A 20,879-nucleotide genomic window follows, 5' to 3' on the forward strand; every position below is an offset into this window, starting at 1 on the left:
GCTTGCTCGCGAAGGTCGTGAACGTTAACGCGTAAAACCGGATGCCCAGCGGCGTCCTTTGGTTTTTCGCGAGCGGGCTCGCTTCTACAGTCAGTTGTCAGATCGGGCAGGTCACGCCGGTACCGCCGATGCCGCAATAGCCTTCCGGGTTTTTCGCCAGGTACTGCTGGTGATACGTCTCGGCAAAGTAGACGGTTGGGGCCTGGTCGATTTCGGTGCTGATTTCACCGAGACCGGCCTTGGACAGCTCGGCCTGGTAGGTTTCCTTGCTCTTGAGCGCCGCGTCCAGTTGTTCCGGGCTAGTGGCGTAGATCACCGAACGGTATTGGGTGCCGATGTCGTTGCCCTGGCGCATGCCCTGCGTCGGGTTGTGCAGTTCCCAGAACATCGCCAGCAGTCCTTCGTAGCTGACCTTGGCCTTGTCATACACCACCAGCACCACTTCGGCGTGACCGGTCAGGCCCGAGCAGACTTCTTCGTAGGTCGGGTTCGGCGTGAAACCGCCGGCGTAGCCGACCACGGTGCTGACCACGCCTTCACGCTGCCAGAAGCGGCGTTCCGCGCCCCAGAAGCAGCCGAGGCCGAAGATCGCGAAGTCGACATCTTCGAAGAACGGGCCGAGCAAGGGGGTGTCTTTAAACACAAAGTGCTTTTCAGGCAGGGTCATCGCGGTTTCGCGGCCAGGCAGAGCTTGTTCTTTAGTAGGGAGCACGTTTTTGTTCACCAGAATTTCCGAGCGCAGAACCATGATCAGTCCTCTCAGTCAGGTTGGGTTGTAAATAAACAGACTGTCAGTGTGCCCAATACCTGCCCGATACGCACTACCCCTGTAGGGGTGAGCCTGCTCCTGATAGCGGTGTGTCGGTGTCATGGGTGCTGACTGGTCCACCGCTATCGCGAGCAAGCTCGCTCCCACAGGTTTTTTGCCTGCCACAGAGTTTATGTCTGCCACAGGTTCTGTGTTTGTCAGGCGATTGGGCCACGCGGGTAGCGTTTGAGCTTGTCGATCAGCTCATTGCCCGGGATCGGACGGTCGAACAGGTAGCCCTGGCCGACGTCGCAGCGGTGACGGCGCAGGAACGACAACTGCTCGGCGGTTTCGATGCCTTCAGCCACGACCTTGAGTTTCAGGTTGTGGGCCATGGCGATCACCGCGGAGGTGATTTCCATGTCGTCCTGGTTGTCCGGGATTTCGTGGATAAAGCTTCGATCGATCTTGATGATGTCGATGGGGAATTTTTTCAAGTAACTGAGCGACGAGTAACCGGTGCCGAAGTCGTCCATGGCCAGGGTCAGGCCCAGGCGCTTGAGCTGGTCGAGCTGCAAGTGGGTGTCTTCGGTAGCCTCCAGCAGCAGGCCTTCGGTCAGCTCCAGCTCCAGTAAATGCGCCGGCAGGGCTTCTTCCTTGAGGATGTTGGCAATGGAGGCCACCAGGTCTGGGTCGGAAAACTGCTTGGGCGACAGGTTGATCGCCACTTGCAGGTTGCCCAGGCCGGCGGCGGTCAGCGCTTTGCTCATGCGGCAGGCCTGGCGGGCGATCCATTTTCCGATCGGAATGATCAGCCCGGTTTCCTCGGCGACGCTGATGAACTGATCCGGGCGGATCATGCCTTTTTCCGGATGGTCCCAGCGCAGCAGGGCTTCCATCCCCAGCAGGCGACCGCTGCGCAGGCACAGCTTGGGCTGGTAGAACACGTCGAGTTCGTTCTGGGTCAGGGCGCGGCGCAGGTTGTTTTCGACGAACAGCTTGTAGCTGGCCTCGGCGTTCAGCGCTTCGGTGAACACCTGCACCTGATGTTTGCCGTTGGCCTTGGCCTTGTGCAGCGCCAGCCCGGCATTGCGCATCAGGGTTTGCGGGTCGCGCCCGTGCAGTGGCGCACAGGCCAGGCCCACGGAGCCGGTGACGCTGATCAACTGGTTGTCGACGAACATCGGTTTGTCGAGGGTCGCCAGCAACTGGTTGGCCACTTGCTGGCCCGTCGTGAGGTCGCTGTTGTCCAGCAACACGGCGAATTCGTTACTGGCGAATCGCGCCAGGCTGCCGCTCGGGATCAGGCTGTTGCGCAGGCGCCGGGCCAGGCTGATCAGCAGTTTGTCGCCGGTCTGGTGGCCGAGGCTGTCGTTGATCCGCTTGAAGTTGTCGATGTCCACCAGCAACAGGCTGATCGGCGCGTCGCTGTCCCGGGCGAAGCGTTCATCGAGGTTGCGGATGAACGCCGGGCGGTTGCCAAGGTTGGTCAGGTTGTCGGTGTAGGCCAGGCGCTCGATACGTTGTTGGGCGAGCTTGGTCTGGGTGATGTCTTCGTAGATGCCGATGTAGTGGGTCAGCTCGCGGTTGTCGCCGTAAACCTTGGAGATCGACAATTGGCCCCAGTAGGGTTCGAGGTTTTTCCGGCGGCTCTTGAATTCACCTTGCCAACTGTTGCTCTTGGCCAGCGCCGAAGGTGCATCGAACAGCAGTTCGCTGAGGTTCTCCAGGGCCGGTAGTTCTGACAGCCGCTGACCGTGCACTTCTTCGGTGGAATATTGGGTGATCGCGGTGAAGCTCGGGTTGACGTATTCCACCACGCCATCGCAGTTGACCAGCAAAAAGGCGTTGGCACTTTGTTCGACCGCGCGCTGGAACAGGTGCAGGGCGCTGGTGGCGGTTCGCCGGTTGTGGTTGCTGATGACCTGGGCAAACTGGTCCGCCAGTTCTCCGGCGAACGCGATTTCATCCGACTGCCAGGCGCGGGTTGCCCCGGTTTGCTCCAGGCACAAAACGCCGACCACCTGGCCATCGACGCGGATACTGGCGTCGAGCATTGCGTTGACATCCCGCGGGCGCAGGCTTTCGGCCATCTCCCGGGTGCGTGGGTCGCGCATGGCGTTATGGGCGTCGATGGCACGGCCGGTGTGCAGGGCGTCGAGGTAATCGGGGAAAAGACTGACGTCGATCGGTTGCGGCAGCAGGTATTCCTGATTCGTGCGGTGATAGGCCGAGATCGGCACCAGCATCGAGCCTTCGAGGTGCCACAGGCTGGCACTGTCGATTTCGTAGATGTCGCAGGCACTGCGGGTGATCAGCTCGGCGGCTTCGCGCAAGGAGTTGCTGCTGCTGTAGCGTTGACGGGTGAGCAGCAGGATCAGATCCTGCTGGGCTCGCACCCGCTCCAGATGCAGCAGTTGCTCCTGCTGGGTACGTTGATTGAGTTCCAGGGCGATTTGCAGGCGCGAGTTCTGGGTTTCAAGGTCCATGGCCGGTTGCAGCGGGTCATCCTCGAACAGGCCGTCGATGACCAGCAGGTAGCCGCGCAACAGGTGTCGATTGTGTTGTTTGTAGGCTTCGCCCAGCTCCAGCAGAGTCAGGGAGCCAGCGGCGGTATGCAGGGTATAGCGGATCAGGTAGTGCGGGCTTTCAGTCAGCTGTTGCTGGACTGCGTCGTGCAGTTGATAGCGTGCTAGCGGCTCCATCAGGCTGGCGTAGGGCGAGCCCACCAGCGCACACAGTTCCACGGCTGGCAGGCCGAACTGGCGTTCGCAATTGGGATCGAGAAACAGCAGCGCCCAGCTGGGTTCATTAAGCCGTTCGAAACGCAGCATGCCGAGCCGCGAGGGCACAGGCAACTGCGTCACTACCTCGGCCACCATACGGCTGGCGGCATCGGGCTGGCTTTTCATGGAGGGAAACTCGCTTCGAATATGCTGAACGCGCTGGGCTCTCGCCCTCTTTACTGTTGCCTGCGGCAAGGTTGCATCATTGCGACACCGACTGACAAGAGAGATGAAGGCCAAGTGCTATAAGAATATGTCGGCAGACGACAAGTTTTCTTCAGTCGGTGGCAAAAAGTATTGCCAGTCACTGAAAAATCGCAGTTTTGCAAGTATTGCCAGTGACTGCGATCTGTTTCCGGGTCAGCGAATCGGGATGCCAATGGACTGCAAATGCTTGCCCTCCCGGTCGTGGAAATTCACCTGAAGCTGCCCGGCATCGACGACCAGGTGTGCAAAATTATCCTGGCTGATCACCTTGCTGCTCAGTTCATGTCGATAGTCGCCTGCGGTGGTGCGGACCAGGGGGTGATCGAGGACGAATGTGGCGGTCGTGGCATAGGGCAGCATTTTGCTGTTGCACAGCGGTGACGAGACGATGGTGTGGACCTCGAAGTCCGCATCCTCGCTGTGGCTCAGCCGACTGGTCAGCGAGCCGTGGACATCGCCGGAAATGAAGAAGACATTCTTGATGCGGTGTGTGCGGATGGTCTCCAGCAACCGTAGCCGTTGCTCTGGAAAGGCCTGCCAGGCGTCATCATCCGTGCGTTTGCGGTCAGGGTAGAACATGACACTGGTGACCACGAATTTGACCCGTGCCGGGCTGTGGATCAGCCAGTCGCACAAGGCTTGTTCCTGGGCTGCGTCGAGAATGCGTCGGTCAGTGGCCGACAGATTGCGTCGGGTCCGACTGTCGGTAACAAACCATTCGATATCACCTTCAGTAAATTGATACCAGTATTTGTCCAGTCGTTTATTTGTCAGTCCATCATCAGTTAGTGCATGGGCAGGACTATGACTGGCCTGATACAACTCATAGGCCCTGATTGCGTTTGCATATAAGTACTCATCGGACTTGCTCTTGTTGGCGGGCCAGTTGTCCTCTATTTCATGGTCGTCAAGGATCATGTAAGTGGGCAGATTGGACATTAACCTTGCGATATTTATCTGCGAAAACGCCACGCGATATTTATGGAGGATTTCCTTGAGTTCCCGATCAGGGGCAATAATGTTCAAGTCATCGACATAGATTTGGTCTCCCGTCATCACCAGCGCGCTGACGGGAGGATTGGCTTGCTCCACCAAACGTGAAATCGAAGCAAAGACTCTGTCGCCCAGGTGAGGGGCGGATGCTATGCCTGCGGTCATGCGCAGGTATCGGCAAGAGCCGACAATGTAGGCCCTTGGCAGGCTGGACTGGCTGGAACGGGTACGCAAGTGATAAACCTGCCGTGACCATTGCAGCGGCAGTTCCTTCACCGTGTCGACGGTGTGCGCCGGGCTGGTCAGGCTGAACCACCCGGCCTGATATTCATAGTCGGAGTCGGCGGACAGGTTGTTCAGCACGATGACTTCGCACATGTCGTGCTCGGGTTCGAGTTTCGCAAAGTTACCTTTTGACCAGTGATCTTCACCTTGTCGTCTATAGCGAATGCCAGCAAATACCAAGGTGTCTTTATTGTGTTCGCCGCGTAAGAAAATACGGGCGTGATTAGTTGTGGTGTGACCAATAATCGGGCCGACAGTTGGTTTGAACATGTTTGAGTCCATTCGGCTGCTAATGAATTAGTCTGATGGTTGTTTCGGATGTAATAAGTAGTCTTCCAGCCAAGACTAGTTATTTGACCCGAAAAAATATCTGGCAGAAATGGACTCGAGTTGTGGGCGGTATCAGCCACAAATGTAGGAAGACGTTTTAAGTAATAACTTCAGGCAAAAAAAAGCCCCGCCAAATTGGCGGGGTTGAGGTACGAGCGTGGCGCTCGGAAACGTGGAACGCAACAGGCCCTCCGGAGAAGGAGGGCCGGTCGGTATTACAGGAGCATGGTGCGGATGTCGCCCAGCAGATCGCTCAGACGCTTGGTGAAGCGTGCAGCAGCGGCGCCGTTGATCACACGGTGATCGTAGGACAGCGACAGCGGCAGCATCAGTTTCGGCTGGAAGGCTTTGCCGTCCCAGACTGGCTGGATGGTTGCCTTGGAAACACCGAGGATCGCCACTTCCGGCGCGTTGACGATCGGCGTGAAGCCGGTGCCGCCAATGTGGCCGAGGCTGGAAATGGTGAAGCAGGCGCCTTGCATCTCGTCCGACGAGAGCTTCTTGGTCCGGGCTTTTTCAGCCAGGGAAGCAGCCTCGGCGGCCAATTGCAGCAGGCTCTTCTGGTCGACGTTCTTGATGACCGGTACCAGCAGGCCATCCGGGGTGTCGACGGCGAAGCCGATGTTCACGTATTTCTTGCGGATGATCGCTTTGCCGCTTGGCGCCAGCGAGCTGTTGAAGTCCGGCAGTTCCTTGAGCAGGTGCGCGCAGGTCTTGAGCAGCAACGGCAGGATGGTCAGCTTGACGCCGGCCTTCTCTGCAACGGCCTTCTGGGCAACACGGAACGCTTCGAGCTCGGTGATATCCGCCGAGTCGAATTGCGTCACGTGCGGTACGTTCAGCCAGCTGCGGTGCAGGTTGGCGGCGCCGACCTGCATCAGGCGGGTCATCGGCACTTCTTCGATTTCACCGAAGCGGCTGAAGTCCACGACCGGAATCGGCGGGATGCCCGCGCCACCGGTTGCGCCAGCCGCAGCGGCCGGTGCTTCCTTGGCCTTCTGCATCATGGCTTTGACGTAGACCTGCACGTCTTCTTTCAGGATGCGACCGTGCGGACCGCTGGCGCCTACAGCGCTCAGCTCGACGCCGAATTCGCGGGCCAGTTGACGCACGGCAGGGCCGGCGTGAACTTTGGCGCCTGGCTTGGCTGGAGCAGCAACCGGGGCAGCAGGAGCAGCGGCAGCCGGAGCAGCAGCGGCTGGAGCTGGAGCGCTCGGAGCAGCAGCGGCAGGTGCGGTCGCAGCAACAGGTGCAGCAGGAGCGGCGCCTTTGACTTTCAGTTTCAGGATCAGGTCGCCGGTTCCGACTTCGTCGTCGAGCTTGATGGAAACGCTTTCCACCACGCCAGCGGCTGGCGACGGGATTTCCATGCTCGCCTTGTCGGATTCCAGGGTGATCAGCGACTGGTCGGCCACAACGGTGTCGCCTGCCTTGACCAGGACTTCGATGATCTTGGCCTTGCCCGCCGAACCGATGTCCGGAACATGGATGTCCTGAACGCTGTCGGCCACTGGAGCGGCCGGGGCTGCGGCAGCAGCAGGTGCAGCGGCGGGTGCCGGAGCGGCAGCCTGGGCCGGAGCAGCAGCCGGAGCAGCAGCACCCGCCACTTCCAGATCCAGGATCAGGTCGCCGGTGCCGACTTCGTCGTTGAGCTTGACGCTGATGGCCTTGACCACGCCAGCGGCAGGCGACGGGATTTCCATGCTCGCCTTGTCGGACTCCAGGGTGATCAGCGACTGATCAGCCGTAACGGTGTCGCCGACCTTGACCTGGATCTCGATGATCTGGGCCTTGCCCGACGAACCGATGTCCGGCACATGCACTTGCTGAACGCTGGCAGCAGCCGGCGCAGCAGGAGCAGGAGCGGCGGCAGGTGCAGCAGCCGGTTTGGCTTCAGCCTTGGCCGCCGGTGCGGCAGCCGCAGGAGCCGCAGCAGCGGCACCTTCGACTTCCAGCTCCAGCAGTTCGTCACCTTCTTTCAGGCGATCGCCCAGCTTCACTTTCAGGCTCTTGATGATACCGGCCTTCGGCGCAGGCACTTCCATGCTCGCCTTGTCCGACTCAAGTGTCAGGATGCTCTGGTCGGCTTCGATACGGTCGCCGACCTTCACAAACAGTTCAATTACTTCACCTTCACCGCTGCCGATGTCAGGTACGCGAATGAGTTCGCTCACAGAATCTCTCCTCAGCAGTCCAGTGGGTTGCGTTTTTCCGGGTCGATCCCGAACTTGGCGATGGCTTCAGCCACCACTTTAGGTTCGATATCGCCACGGTCAGCCAGTGCTTCCAGGGCTGCCAACACCACGAAATGACGGTCGACTTCGAAGAAATGACGCAGTTTCTTGCGGCTGTCGCTGCGGCCGAAACCGTCGGTGCCCAGGACTTTGAATTCCTTGGACGGTACCCACTGACGGATCTGCTCGGCGAACAGTTTCATGTAGTCGGTAGAGGCAATGACCGGACCTTGACGGCCGTTCAGGCACTCTTCCACATAGCTCAGCTTAGGCTTCTGGCCAGGGTGCAGACGGTTGGTGCGCTCAACGGCCAGGCCGTCGCGACGCAGTTCATTGAAGCTGGTAACGCTCCACACGTCGGCGCCGACGTTGAACTGTTCACGCAGGATCTTCGCTGCTTCACGGACTTCACGCAGGATGGTGCCGGAGCCCATCAGCTGAACGTGGTGCGCCGCTTCGCGGTTGTCTTCTTCGAGCAGGTACATGCCTTTCTTGATGCCTTCTTCGGCACCGGCCGGCATGGCTGGCTGCTGGTACGACTCGTTCATCACGGTGATGTAGTAGAAGACGTCCTGTTGCTCTTCGGTCATCTTCTTCATGCCGTCCTGAATGATCACCGCCAGCTCGTAGCCGTAGGTTGGATCGTAGGTGCGGCAGTTCGGGATGGTCGCGGCCAGCAGGTGGCTGTGACCGTCTTCGTGTTGCAGGCCTTCACCGTTCAGGGTGGTACGGCCGGCGGTGCCGCCGATCAGGAAGCCACGGGTGCGGCTGTCGCCAGCGGCCCAGGCCAGGTCGCCGATACGCTGGAAGCCGAACATCGAGTAGAAGATGTAGAACGGCAGCATCGGCTGGTTGTGGCTGGAGTACGAAGTACCGGCAGCGATGAAGGAGCTCATGGCGCCCGCTTCGTTGATGCCTTCTTCGAGGATCTGGCCCTTCTGGTCTTCCTTGTAGAACATCACCTGGTCTTTATCGACTGGCTCGTAGAGCTGGCCGACGGAGGAGTAGATGCCCAGCTGACGGAACATGCCTTCCATACCGAAGGTACGGGCTTCGTCCGGGATGATCGGTACGATGCGTGGACCGATTTCCTTGTCCTTGACCAGTTGCGCGAGGATCCGCACGAAGGCCATGGTGGTGGAGATTTCGCGGTCGCCCGAGCCGTCCAGGATCGCCTTGAGGGTTTCCAGTGGCGGGGTCGGGATGTTGAAGCTCTTGGCGCGACGCTGAGGTACGAAGCCGCCCAGTGCGGTACGGCGCTCGCTCAGGTAACGGGCTTCGGCGCTGCCTTCTTCCGGTTTGAAGAATGGCAGGTTTTCCAGTTCATCGTCCTTGACCGGGATGTCGAAGCGGTCGCGGAACAACTTCAGGCTGTCGACGTCGACTTTCTTGGTGTTGTGCGCAGTGTTCTTCGCTTCGCCGGCACCGGTGCCATAACCCTTGATGGTCTTGGCCAGGATGACGGTCGGTTGTTCTTTGTGGTTGACCGCTTCGTGGTACGCCGCGTAGACCTTGTACGGGTCGTGGCCGCCACGGTTGAGTTTCCAGATCTCGTCGTCGGACAGATCTTCGACCATCGCCTTGAGTTCTGGCGTGTTGAAGAAGTGTTCACGTACGAACGCGCCGTCTTTGGCTTTGTAGTTCTGGTACTCGCCGTCGATGACTTCGTCCATGCGGCGTTGCAGGATGCCGTCGACGTCCTTGGCCAGCAGTGGGTCCCAGAAACGGCCCCAGATGACTTTGGTCACGTTCCACTGAGCACCGCGGAACACGCCTTCGAGTTCCTGAATGATCTTGCCGTTGCCGCGAACCGGGCCGTCGAGGCGCTGCAGGTTGCAGTTGATGACGAAGATCAGGTTGTCCAGCTTCTCGCGGCCGGCCAGGGAGATAGCGCCCAGGGATTCCGGCTCGTCGCACTCGCCGTCGCCCAGGAAGCACCAGACTTTCTGTTTGCCTGGCTGGATGAAACCACGGTGTTCCAGGTACTTCATGAAGCGTGCCTGGTAGATCGCCTGGATCGGGCCCAGACCCATGGATACGGTCGGGAACTGCCAGAAGTCAGGCATCAGCCAAGGGTGCGGGTAGGACGACAGGCCCTGACCGTCGACTTCCTGGCGGAAGTTGTTCATCTGGTCTTCGGTGATGCGGCCTTCCATGAATGCGCGGGCGTAAACGCCTGGCGAGGTGTGGCCCTGGAAGTAGATCAGGTCGCCGCCGTGTTCTTCGGTCGGGGCCTGGAAGAAGTAGTTGAAGCCGATGTCATACAGGGTCGCACTGGAGGCGAAGCTGGAGATGTGACCGCCGAGGTCAGAATCCTTCAGGTTCGTACGCATTACCATGGCCATCGCGTTCCAGCGTACCAGCGAGCGAATGCGGCGTTCCATGAACAGGTCGCCAGGCATGCGTGCTTCGTGGGTTACCGGGATGGTGTTGCGGTAAGGCGTGGTGATGGCGTAAGGCAACTGCGAACCGCTGCGGGTCGCCAGTTCACCCATACGGGTCATCAAATAGTGAGCACGGTCTTCGCCTTCTTTGTCGAGAACCGATTCCAGGGCGTCCAGCCATTCCTGGGTTTCGACGGGATCGAGGTCTTGCATGGCTTGCTCCAGGGCGGAAAGGCTACCAGAATCGGTTGCCTGAGTTAGCGACTGGCCTTGTGGGCAGACGTTATGAATTCTTGGATTGCCGACAGGTTGTTCCGGCGGCGTGTAGTTTTACTACAAATCATCCGGCATTTCAGCCCGTCTAATGTATATACGAGTAGTAAAACTACAGAAGAGCGGCTTGTGGCCCCCGGCTGCGTTGTGAGAATAATCGTTAAGGTTGGTCTTTTTCCAACTACAAAAGGTAAAAGCTTGATGCTGGCTGCCAAAATAAAAGAAATTTCAGCTATTTCTAACTTTTGTTCGACACTCCCTCAGGTAGTGGGTTTTCGAAAACCACTACATGCAGCCCGTTGCACGCCGATCAAGGATAGACCATGAGCCTCCCCTCGCTTGCCGAACTGCCCGCCATTCTCCTGCCGTTTGTCACCCGTGCCGAGCAGTCGTTCCGGGCTGCCGTCGCCGCTCTGGACGATGACCACGGGCTGTCTGCCTGGACGCCGGAACGCTGGGCGCAATTTGCCCGCGTCACCGCCGCCAGCGATTTCGTGATTGAACAGTGTGTTCGTGACCCTTTGATGTTGCTGGGGTTGGTGCAGTCCGGCGAACTGGACCGCGGCTTCGCTCCCGGTGAGTTGTGCGGGCAGATCGCGGCCGCCGCGAACGTGGCCGAGACCGATGATCAGCTTGGCCGCGCCTTGCGCCGCCAGCGTGCACGCCATCAGGTGCGGATCATCTGGCGCGACCTGACCCGCCAGGCCGATTTGATCCAGACCTGCCGCGACCTTTCGGACATGGCCGATGCCAGCATCGATCAGGCCTATCAATGGTTGTACGTGCGGCATTGCCAGCAGTTCGGCGTGCCGACCGGGCGGCGCAGCGGCGAACCGCAGCAGATGGTCATTCTCGGCATGGGCAAGCTCGGTGCCGTGGAGCTGAACCTGTCATCGGACATCGACCTGATATTTGCCTATCCCGAGGGTGGCGAAACAGTTGGCGTCAAACGCCCGCTGGATAACCAGGAGTTTTTCATCCGTCTGGGCCAGCGGCTGATCAAGGCTCTGGACCCGATGACCGTCGACGGCTTTGTATTTCGCGTCGACATGCGTTTGCGTCCCTACGGTTCGGCGGGCGCGCTGGTGCTGAGCTTCAACGCGCTGGAGCAGTATTACCAGGACCAGGGGCGCGACTGGGAACGCTACGCGATGATCAAGTCGCGGGTGGTGGCCGGGGATCAAGTAGCCGGCGCGCAACTGCAAGAGATGCTGCGGCCATTCGTTTACCGGCGTTACCTCGACTTTTCCGCCATCGAAGCGCTGCGCACCATGAAGCAGCTGATCCAGCAGGAAGTGCGGCGCAAGGGCATGGCCGACAACATCAAGCTCGGTTCCGGCGGTATTCGCGAAGTCGAGTTTATTGCCCAGGCGTTCCAGTTGATCCACGGCGGCCGCGATCTGAGCTTGCAGCAGCGCCCACTATTAAAGGTGCTGAGCACGCTGGAAGGTCAGGGGTACCTGCCGCCGAACGTGATCAGCGAGCTGCGTGAAGGTTACGAATTCCTGCGTTACACCGAACACGCGATTCAGGCGATTGCCGATCGCCAGACGCAAATGTTGCCCGATGGCGAGCAGGATCAGGCGCGCATTGCCTTTATGCTGGGCTTCGCGAACTGGACGGCGTTCCACGAACAACTGATGTATTGGCGCGGCCGAGTGGCCTGGCACTTCGGGCAGGTGATCGCCGATCCCGATGAAGAACAGGGCGCCGAAAGCGAAGTGGTGGTCGGCGGTGAGTGGTTGCCGCTGTGGGAGGAGGCCCAGGACGATGAGGCCGCCTGCCGTCAACTGGAAGAGGGTGGTTTCAAGGATGCCCCAAAAGCCTTGAAAGCCCTGGCTGGCTTGCGCGGCAGCCCGCAATTGAGGGCGATGCAGCGTCTGGGTCGCGAACGTCTCGATGCTTTTATTCCGCGTTTGCTGGCACAGGCCGTGGAACATGACAATCCGGACTTGGTACTGGAACGGGTGCTGCCGCTGGTCGAAGCCGTGGCTCGTCGTTCCGCGTACTTGGTGCTGTTGACCGAGAACCCCAGTGCGTTGCGGCGTTTGCTGACGCTGTGCGCGGCGAGCCCGTGGATCGCCGAGCAAATCACCCGCTTCCCGCTGCTGCTCGACGAATTGCTCAACGAAGGCCGGCTGTTCAAGCCGCCACTGGCGCCAGAACTGGCGGCAGAGTTGCGCGAGCGCCTGACGCGGATTCCCGAGGACGACCTCGAACAGCAAATGGAAGCTCTGCGCCATTTCAAGCTGGCGCACCGCTTGCGAGTGGCCGCCTCGGAAATCGCCGGCAGCCTGCCGCTGATGAAAGTCAGCGATTACCTGACCTGGCTCGCCGAGGCAATCCTGGAGCAAGTGCTGGCACTGGCCTGGCGGCAAACCGTGGCCAAGTACGGCACGCCGCTGCGCACCGATGGCACCTTGTGCGATCCCGGCTTCATCATTGTCGGTTATGGGAAAGTCGGCGGCCTGGAACTAGGGCATGGTTCGGACCTGGACCTGGTATTCATCCACGATGGCGATCCACAGGCTGAAACCGATGGAGCCAAACCCATCGATGGCGCGCAATTTTTCACCCGATTGGGGCAGCGGATCATTCACTTGCTGACGGCGCAGACCAACTCCGGGCAGTTGTATGAAGTGGACATGCGTCTGCGACCGTCCGGGGCGTCGGGCTTGCTGGTGAGTTCCCTGGGCGCGTTTGCCCGCTATCAGGAAAACGAGGCCTGGACCTGGGAGCATCAGGCATTGGTGCGCGCGCGGGTGTTGGTGGGCAGTCAGGATGTCGGCCAGGCCTTCGAGAAAGTCCGTGCCGCGATATTGGGTAAAACACGTGATCTGCCGACCCTGCGCCAGGAAGTCAGCGAGATGCGTGCCAAGATGCGCGATAACCTCGGCAGCAAGAGCACCGCGGCCGGCACCGGGGCAAATGCCTTCGAAGCCACGGCGCCGTTCGATATCAAGCAGGACGCCGGAGGTATCGTCGATATTGAATTTATGGTGCAATACGCGGCCCTGGCGTGGTCCGAAACACACCCGCCATTGCTACGCTGGACGGACAACATCCGCATTCTGGAAGAGCTGGAGCATGAAGGGCTGATGCCCGTCGAAGATGCCAGCCTGTTGCGTGAAGCGTATAAAGCGTACCGTTCCGCCGCCCACCGGCAGGCCTTGCAGAAGGACCCCGGGGTGATTCCGGGCGATCAGTTCGCGGACGAACGGCGGCAGGTCATGCGGATCTGGCGTGAGCTGGGGCTAAGCTGAAACGGGATATTTGATACGCCAATATTCCCTGTAGGAGCGAGCTTGCTCGCGATGGTCGTTAACGATAACGCGGCGAGCCTGACACCCCGCGGAGTTTTCAGGTTCATCGCGAGCAAGCTCGCTCCTACAGTAGTAGATTTGCGTTGTTCTGTAGAATTTTCGAGGCGGGGAGGCGTAGGCCTCCCCGGTTCGTTTATGGAAACCACATGAAAATTCTGATCGTTGGGCCCAGTTGGGTCGGTGACATGGTGATGGCGCAGACACTTTTCCAGTGTCTGAAACAACGCCACCCGCAATGCGAAATCGACGTGCTGGCCCCCGAGTGGAGCCGGCCGATTCTTGAGCGCATGCCCGAAGTTCGCCAGGCCTTGAGCTTTCCGCTCGGTCACGGTGTCCTGGAACTGGCAACGCGTCGGCGCATCGGCAAATCCCTGGCTGGCCAGTACGACCAGGCGATCCTGTTACCCAATTCCCTGAAGTCGGCGCTGGTGCCGTTCTTTGCCGGCATCCCGAAGCGCACCGGCTGGCGTGGCGAGTTTCGCTATGGCCTGCTCAATGACGTGCGCACGCTGGACAAGGATCGTTATCCGCTGATGATCGAGCGCTTCATGGCCCTGGCTTACGAGCCGGGCTTTGAGTTGCCAAAGCCGTATCCACGTCCGAGCCTGCAGATCGACCCGGTTACCCGCGAAGCGGCGCTTGCCAAGTTCGGCCTGACCCTCGACCGCCCAGTGTTGGCCCTGTGCCCCGGCGCCGAGTTTGGTGAGTCCAAGCGTTGGCCGTCCGAGCATTACGCCAAGGTTGCCGAAGCGAAGATCCGCGAAGGCTGGCAAGTCTGGCTGTTCGGTTCGAAAAACGACCACGCCGTGGGCGAAGACATCCGCGCGCGGCTGATTCCCGGCCTGCGTGAAGAATCGGTCAACCTCAGCGGCGGCACCTCGCTGGCCGAAGCCATCGACCTGATGTCCTGCTCCGATGCGGTGGTGTCCAACGACTCCGGCCTGATGCACGTTGCCGCCGCCCTGAATCGCCCATTGGTGGCGGTCTACGGCTCGACGTCGCCAGGTTTCACGCCACCGTTGGCCGAGCACGTCGAAGTCGTTCGTCTGGGCATCGAGTGCAGCCCATGCTTCGACCGCACCTGCCGTTTCGGCCATTACAACTGCTTGCGCCAACTCATGCCGCAAGCGGTGAACGAAGCCCTGCAGCGGTTGCAAGGCACTCCGGTCGAGGTCAAATAGCTTGCGGGTTCTGTTGATCAAGACTTCTTCGCTGGGGGACGTCATTCATGCGTTGCCGGCGTTGACCGACGCGGCGCGGGCGATCCCCGGCATCAAATTCGACTGGGTGGTGGAAGAAGGCTTTGCCGAGATCCCGAGCTGGCATCCGGCGGTGGGCAAGGTGATTCCGGTGGCGATACGTCGCTGGCGCAAAAACATCTGGCAGACCATCAAGAGCGGTGAGTGGAAGCGCTTCAAGCAAAGCGTTCGCGCCACGAAATATGACTTGGTGATCGACGCCCAGGGCCTGCTGAAAAGCGCCTGGCTGACCCGTTACGTCAAGGCGCCGGTGGCCGGCCTCGATAAAAACTCTGCACGCGAACCCATCGCTGCGCGCTTTTACGATCGACGCCTGGCCGTTGCCCGTGGGCAGCACGCGGTGGAGCGAGTGCGTCAGTTGTTCGCCATCGCGTTGGGCTATGACTTGCCCAAAGGCCTGGGTGACTACGGCCTGAATATCGAGCGCCTGGTGGAATTGCCGCGCAAGAATCCGTACGTGGTGTTTCTGCACGGCACCACCTGGGACACCAAGCACTGGCCCGAAGCCTATTGGCGTGAGCTGACCGAGCGGGTCGGCTACCTGGGCGTAGGGGTGAAACTGCCGTGGGGCAATGCGCTGGAGAAAGCCCGGGCCGAGCGCATCGCAGCCGGTTTCAAACACGCCGAAGTGTTGCCCAAACTGAACCTGGCCGGTGTCGGCAAGGTACTGGCGGGCGCACAGGCCTGCGTGGCGGTGGACACCGGTCTGGGTCATCTGGCCGCCGCGCTGGATGTGCCGACGCTGTCGCTGTTCGGCCCGACCAATCCGGGCCTGACCGGCGCCTATGGCAAGGTGCAGATTCACCTGGCCAGCGACTTCCCTTGTGCGCCGTGCCTGCAAAAGAAATGCACTTATCAACCGACGGCTGAAGATGCCCGTCAGTTTGACCTGAAACGCGAGTGGCCGTTGTGCTTCACGCGTCTGAATCCCGAGCGTGTCGCGAGCCGACTGAGCACGTTGTTAATGGCTGAGGAGCTGCGCTGATGCAATTGGCATTTGTCTTGTACAAGTATTTTCCATTTGGCGGCTTGCAGCGCGATTTCATGCGAATCGCCCTGGAGTGCCAGAAGCGCGGCCATCAGATTCGCGTCTACACGCTGATTTGGGAAGGCGACGTACCGCCGGGTTTCGAAGTGCTGGTGGCGCCGGTCAAGGCGTTCTTCAACCATCGGCGCAACGAAAAGCTCAGCGAATGGATGGAAGCGGACTTGGCCAAGCGCCCGGTCGACCGCCTGATCGGCTTCAACAAGATGCCGGGCCTGGACGTCTACTACGCCGCCGACGGCTGTTTCGAAGACAAGGCGCAGAACCTGCGTAACTCGCTGTATCGCCGTTGGGGCCGCTATCGCCACTTCGCCGAATACGAGCGGGCGGTGTTTGCCAAAGAGGCGAAGACCGAAGTGCTGATGATTTCCGAGGTCCAGCAACCGCTGTTCATCAAGCATTACGACACGCCGCTGGAGCGCTTTCACCTGCTGCCACCGGGTATCGCCCAGGATCGTCGTCGGCCGGCCGATGCCGATGAAATTCGTGCCGGGTTCCGCGCTGAATTCAATCTCAAGGACGATGAACTGCTGCTGGTGCAGATCGGCTCCGGGTTCAAGACCAAGGGTGTCGATCGCAGCCTCAAGGCACTGGCGGCATTACCTGCCGATTTGAGGAAGCGCACCCGGCTGTTTGTAATTGGCCAGGATGACCCCAAGTTATTCCAGATGCAGAGCGCGACCTTGGGGCTGAGTGACAACGTCACGTTCCTCAAAGGGCGCAGTGACATTCCGCGTTTCCTGTTGGGTGCCGATCTGTTGATCCACCCGGCGTACAACGAAAATACCGGCACCGTGCTGCTCGAAGCCCTGGTGGCCGGCTTGCCGGTGCTGGTGAGCGCGGTGTGCGGTTACGCCCATTACATCGCCGAGGCCGATGCTGGCCTGGTGCTGGACGAACCTTTCGATCAGGCACAGCTGACGCAGTACCTGACCGGCATGTTGAACGACGCTCAAGCAAGGGCGGCCTGGAGCCGCAATGGTCTGGCCTTCGCCGAAACGGCCGACCTCTACAGCATGCCGCAGCACGCGGCGGATGTGATTCTGGCGGAGCACGCTTAAATGAAGTTGATGCTGGCTGAACCGTTCAAGAGCCTCTGGGCCGGACGCGACCCGTTCGTCGAAGTCGAGGGGCTCAAGGGCGAGGTGTACCGCGAGCTGGAAGCACGCCGGACATTACGCACGGAAGTCGACGGCAACGGGTTTTTCGTGAAAATCCACCGTGGCATCGGCTGGGGCGAAATATTCAAGAACCTGCTGACTGCCAAGCTTCCTGTACTGGGTGCCGGTCAGGAGTGGAAGGCGATTCAGCGCCTGCAGGAAGTCGGCGTGCCGACCATGACCGCTGTCGCGTATGGCGAGAAGGGCCGTAACCCGGCCGATCAACATTCGTTCATCGTCACCGAAGAGCTGGCGCCGACGGTCAGCCTGGAAGATTTCAGCATCAACTGGACCCGGCAGCCACCGGAGCCAAAACTCAAGCGCGCACTGATCGCCGAAGTTGCGCGCATGACCGGCATGATGCACCGCGCCGGGGTCAACCACCGCGACTGCTACATCTGCCATTTCCTGCTGCACACCGACAAACCGGTGACCGCCGACGACTTCAAGCTTTCGGTGATCGACCTGCACCGTGCCCAGACTCGCCCGGCGATCACCTTGCGCTGGCGCAACAAGGACCTGGCTGCCCTGTACTTTTCCGCGCTGGACATCGGCCTGACCCGCCGCGACAAGCTGCGTTTCCTCAAAGGCTATTTCCAGCAGCCGCTACGACAGATCCTGTGTGACGAGGCAGCTTTGCTGGCATGGCTCGATGGCAAGGCCAACAAGCTCTACGAGCGTAAACAGCGATACGGGGATGCGCTCTGATGTCGGGTTGGAAGCTGGAACCGGCCTACAGCGAGCTGGCCGATGACTTCGGCAGCCTCGAGGCTGTGTTTGCGCTGCAAGGCGAGCGTTTGACCCGTGACGCGCTCTCGGAGGTCATCCGTGTCGAGCGCAATGGCGTCAACTATTACGTCAAACGGTATGTGGGCGCCGGCAAAGGCTTGCGGCGTTACCTGGGCAAGCCTCGGGTGAAGATGGAATGGCAGAACCTCAAGCGCTTTGCCAAGTGGGGTATCCCCACTGCCGAAGTGGTGGCCTGGGGGCTGGAGCGGCGCGGTGCGGCCTACGCTCGCGGCGCGATGATTACCCGGGAGCTGCCGGGTACCGAGGACTTGTCGGCACTGGCCGAGCGCCGCGACCCGAAGCTGTCGGACCGCGCCTGGGTCGATGCCGTCAGTCGTCAGCTGGCCCAATACACCCGGACCATGCACGACCACCGCTTCACCCATAATGATTTGAAGTGGCGCAACCTGCTGATCGACGATCAGGCTCGAGTGTTTTTGATCGATTGCCCCAACGGCGATTTCTGGCGCGGTTTCTGGCTCAAGTACCGTATTACCAAGGATCTGGCGTGCCTGGACAAGGTCGCCAAATATCAATTGTCGGCTACACAGCGCCTGCGCTTTTACCTGCAATACCGCAACCGGACCCGGCTCAACGCTGCGGACAAAAAACGCATCCGGCACGTGGTGAGATTTTTCGAGGGACGCGAATGACTGACTTTCTGGCCGCTGAAGACCGTGCGCTGCTTGAGCGCCATGGCCTCGGCACGTTCGAGGCACTCTGGACCAAACAGCTCGATGCGGTGGACGAACCCAACACCGGTGGCGGCGGCTGGAGCAGCGTGTTTCGGCTGGACCTGGAAGGTCATGGTTTCTACCTCAAGCGTCAAAGCAACTACCTGACCCGCACCTTGCGCGCACCGTTCGGCGAGCCGAGTTTCGCTCGCGAGTTTCGCAACATCTCCCGTTACCGGAAGATGGGCATTCCGGCGCTCGAAGCGGTGTTCTACGGGGAGCGCAAGGTCAATGGCGAGGTCCGTGCGATCCTGCTGACCCGTGCGCTGGACGGTTGGGACGACCTCGACTCGCTGTTGCAGCGCTGGACTCAATTGAGCCCTGAGCAGCACTCGGAAATCCTCAAGGCCAGTGGCGAACTGGCCCGGCAGCTGCACGCCGCACGCCAGGTGCATGGGTGCTTCTATCCCAAGCACATTTTCATGCGCGCCACCGGCAACGGCTATCAGGCTCAATTGATCGACCTGGAAAAGACCCGGCCGCTGCTGTACGGGCAGCGTGACCGAATCAAGGATCTGGAGCCGCTGACGCGCCGTGCGCCCGAGTGGGGCGAGTCGCAACTGCGGCAATTGCTGGCCGCCTATCTGGATCAGCCGCAGGACAGCTCGCTGATCGATAGCTGGCTGCAGCGATTGACTGCGCGGCGTAGCCAAAAGAGGCCGCGCTGATGCGTTTATCCGAACTGAAGACCGCAGGCCGCACTCCCGTTTTGCCGCTGAGCGTTTCGCTGGCCGACGCCGCCGGCCCCGCCGAACTGCAACTGCTGAGCCTGTTGCGGGTGTTGCCGGGGCAGCGTTATGTCGGTGCCGGCGTCTGGCGTGGCCGGCCGGTGTTGGCCAAATTGCTGGTCGGCAGCAAGGCTGCACGGCATTTTCAGCGTGAACTGGATGGCGTGCGCCTGCTCTCTGCCCAGGGGCTGACCACGCCGCAGCTGTTGGCCGATGGCCTGAAGGACGGCGAGGGTGGCTGGCTGCTGTTTGATTTCCTTGAGCATGCCGAAAGCCTGGGCGACATCTGGAAGCAGGTGGAGCAGCAGCCCGTACTGTCCGATGGGCAAGGGGCGGTGCTGGCCGAGGCGTTGGGCGCGATCGGCCAGATGCATCGCAAGGGCCTGTGGCAGGAAGACCTGCACCTGGACAATTTGCTGCGTCAGGGCGGTCGCCTGTACCTGATCGATGGCGCAGGTATCTGCTGCGAGACACCTGGCCAGCCGCTGTCCCGGCAGAAGGTCCTGGAAAACCTCGGGGTGTTCTTCGCCCAGTTGCCGAAGTCGATTGAACCCTTCATTGAAGAGTTGCTGGTGTATTACCTGCTTAGCAACGGCGAACACGCCTTACCCATGGAGGCGTTGCAGAAGCAGATCGACAAGGTCCGCAGTTGGCGCCTCAAGGACTTCCTGATCAAGGTCGGCCGCGAGTGCACGCTGTTCAGCGTCCAGCGCGGAGCCTTCGGGTTACGGGCGATTCGCCGCGAGGAAGTGCCGTCGATGGTGCCTGTGCTGGAGCAGGCCGATGCCTTGCTCGATCAGGGGCACCTGTACAAGACCGGCGGTGCGGCGAGCGTCGGCAAGGTCGAGGTGGATGGCCGCACGCTGGTGATCAAACGCTACAACATCAAGGGTTTTGCCCACTGGCTCAAGCGCTTCTGGCGCCCGAGCCGGGCCTGGCATTCATGGCGCGAAGGCAACCGCCTGGCGTTCCTCGGGATTGCCACGCCCAAGCCGCTGGCGTTGCTGGAAAAGCGTTTCCTGTGGCTGCGTAGCCGGGCTTACCTGATCACCGAGTACCTGCCGGGGCCGGACATCATCGAGCGTTTTGCGCCGTATGTGGAGCGTGGTGATGCGCCGGAAGCCGAGCTGGCGGCACTGGATCATCTGTTCGCCGAGTTGATTCGTCTACGCATCAGCCATGGCGACTTCAAGGGGCATAACCTGTTCTGGCAGCAGGATCGCTGGGCGTTGATCGACCTCGATTCGATGTGCCAGCACGGCTCCCTCGGCAGTTTCTCCCCGGCGTATGCAAGGGATCGCGCGCGGTTCATGCGCAATTGGCCTGAAGGCAGTGCCCTTTATCAGGTCATCGATCAGCGTCTTCCCAAAGACATCTCCAGCGCTGCTTAAACCGCTATCGCGAGCAAGCTCGCTCCCACACTGAATCTTTGTCGGGCACATATTTTGTGTGCGGCCGAGAACCACTGTGGGAGCGAGCTTGCTCGCGATGAGGCCGGTACTGCCACCGAGAAAGCAGACAAGTTCTTGTGAACCGTCCTACGCGATCTTGGGAAGTCATGAACTGTGGCCCAAATCGCCCGGATGCTAGTTTGCCTGACG

The 20,879-nt window shown here is 60.4% G+C and carries 13 protein-coding genes; 8 read left to right on the forward strand and 5 right to left on the reverse strand.

Annotated features, from left to right (window positions below; translation table 11 throughout):
- Positions 1-97 precede the first annotated feature (97 nt).
- The 5 genes from msrA to aceE all read right to left on the reverse strand — a co-directional run bounded on the left by msrA (position 98) and on the right by aceE (position 10,180).
- On the reverse strand, positions 98-748 hold the full coding sequence (msrA, locus tag ABIE16_RS21110; protein WP_090452759.1) for a peptide-methionine (S)-S-oxide reductase MsrA: 651 nt from the start codon (positions 746-748) through the stop codon (positions 98-100).
- Between the two features lie 218 nt (positions 749-966).
- On the reverse strand, positions 967-3,660 hold the full coding sequence (locus tag ABIE16_RS21115; protein WP_429521860.1) for a putative bifunctional diguanylate cyclase/phosphodiesterase: 2,694 nt from the start codon (positions 3,658-3,660) through the stop codon (positions 967-969).
- 234 nt (positions 3,661-3,894) lie between these two features.
- Positions 3,895-5,289 (reverse strand): alkaline phosphatase D family protein, encoded by a 1,395-nt coding sequence (locus tag ABIE16_RS21120; protein ID WP_429521861.1) that lies wholly within the window; start codon positions 5,287-5,289, stop codon positions 3,895-3,897.
- 275 nt (positions 5,290-5,564) lie between these two features.
- Complete coding sequence (aceF, locus tag ABIE16_RS21125) at positions 5,565-7,523, reverse strand: dihydrolipoyllysine-residue acetyltransferase (RefSeq protein WP_429521862.1); 1,959 nt, start codon at positions 7,521-7,523, stop codon at positions 5,565-5,567.
- Between the two features lie 11 nt (positions 7,524-7,534).
- Positions 7,535-10,180: a pyruvate dehydrogenase (acetyl-transferring), homodimeric type gene (gene aceE, locus ABIE16_RS21130; RefSeq protein WP_057712293.1), complete on the reverse strand. Its 2,646-nt coding sequence runs from the start codon at positions 10,178-10,180 to the stop codon at positions 7,535-7,537.
- 383 nt (positions 10,181-10,563) lie between these two features.
- Between aceE and glnE the strand changes: the two genes are divergently transcribed.
- The 8 genes from glnE (at position 10,564) to ABIE16_RS21170 (ending at position 20,669) form a co-directional block, all read left to right on the forward strand.
- Positions 10,564-13,503 carry a bifunctional [glutamate--ammonia ligase]-adenylyl-L-tyrosine phosphorylase/[glutamate--ammonia-ligase] adenylyltransferase gene (gene glnE, locus ABIE16_RS21135; RefSeq protein ID WP_429521863.1) on the forward strand — a complete coding sequence of 980 codons (2,940 nt, stop codon included), beginning with the start codon at positions 10,564-10,566 and terminating at the stop codon, positions 13,501-13,503.
- 206 nt (positions 13,504-13,709) lie between these two features.
- The gene (gene waaF, locus ABIE16_RS21140; RefSeq protein ID WP_057712291.1) at positions 13,710-14,744 is read left to right on the forward strand and encodes a lipopolysaccharide heptosyltransferase II; all 1,035 of its coding nucleotides are present in this window, start codon (positions 13,710-13,712) and stop codon (positions 14,742-14,744) included.
- 1 nt (position 14,745) lies between these two features.
- Complete coding sequence (gene waaC / locus ABIE16_RS21145) at positions 14,746-15,807, forward strand: lipopolysaccharide heptosyltransferase I (RefSeq protein ID WP_429521864.1); 1,062 nt, start codon at positions 14,746-14,748, stop codon at positions 15,805-15,807.
- Complete coding sequence (locus ABIE16_RS21150; RefSeq protein ID WP_429521865.1) at positions 15,807-16,928, forward strand: glycosyltransferase family 4 protein; 1,122 nt, start codon at positions 15,807-15,809, stop codon at positions 16,926-16,928. The genes waaC and ABIE16_RS21150 overlap by 1 nt, the downstream gene beginning before the upstream one ends.
- Entirely contained in the window at positions 16,929-17,735 is an 807-nt protein-coding gene (gene rfaP / locus ABIE16_RS21155) for a lipopolysaccharide core heptose(I) kinase RfaP (RefSeq protein WP_429521866.1), read from the forward strand. It begins immediately after the preceding gene.
- Positions 17,735-18,469, forward strand: a complete 735-nt coding sequence (locus ABIE16_RS21160; RefSeq protein ID WP_429521867.1) for a lipopolysaccharide kinase InaA family protein — start codon at positions 17,735-17,737, stop codon at positions 18,467-18,469. Before rfaP ends, ABIE16_RS21160 begins: the two co-directional genes overlap by 1 nt.
- A complete protein-coding gene (locus ABIE16_RS21165; RefSeq protein ID WP_090452769.1) occupies positions 18,466-19,218 on the forward strand; it encodes a lipopolysaccharide kinase InaA family protein in 753 nt (250 codons plus the stop codon). The genes ABIE16_RS21160 and ABIE16_RS21165 overlap by 4 nt, the downstream gene beginning before the upstream one ends.
- On the forward strand, positions 19,218-20,669 hold the full coding sequence (locus ABIE16_RS21170) for a lipopolysaccharide kinase InaA family protein (RefSeq protein WP_429521868.1): 1,452 nt from the start codon (positions 19,218-19,220) through the stop codon (positions 20,667-20,669). The genes ABIE16_RS21165 and ABIE16_RS21170 overlap by 1 nt, the downstream gene beginning before the upstream one ends.
- Positions 20,670-20,879 lie beyond the last annotated feature (210 nt).

It is taken from the genome of Pseudomonas sp. 2725 (genome assembly GCF_050434585.1).
GTDB lineage: Bacteria > Pseudomonadota > Gammaproteobacteria > Pseudomonadales > Pseudomonadaceae > Aquipseudomonas > Aquipseudomonas jessenii.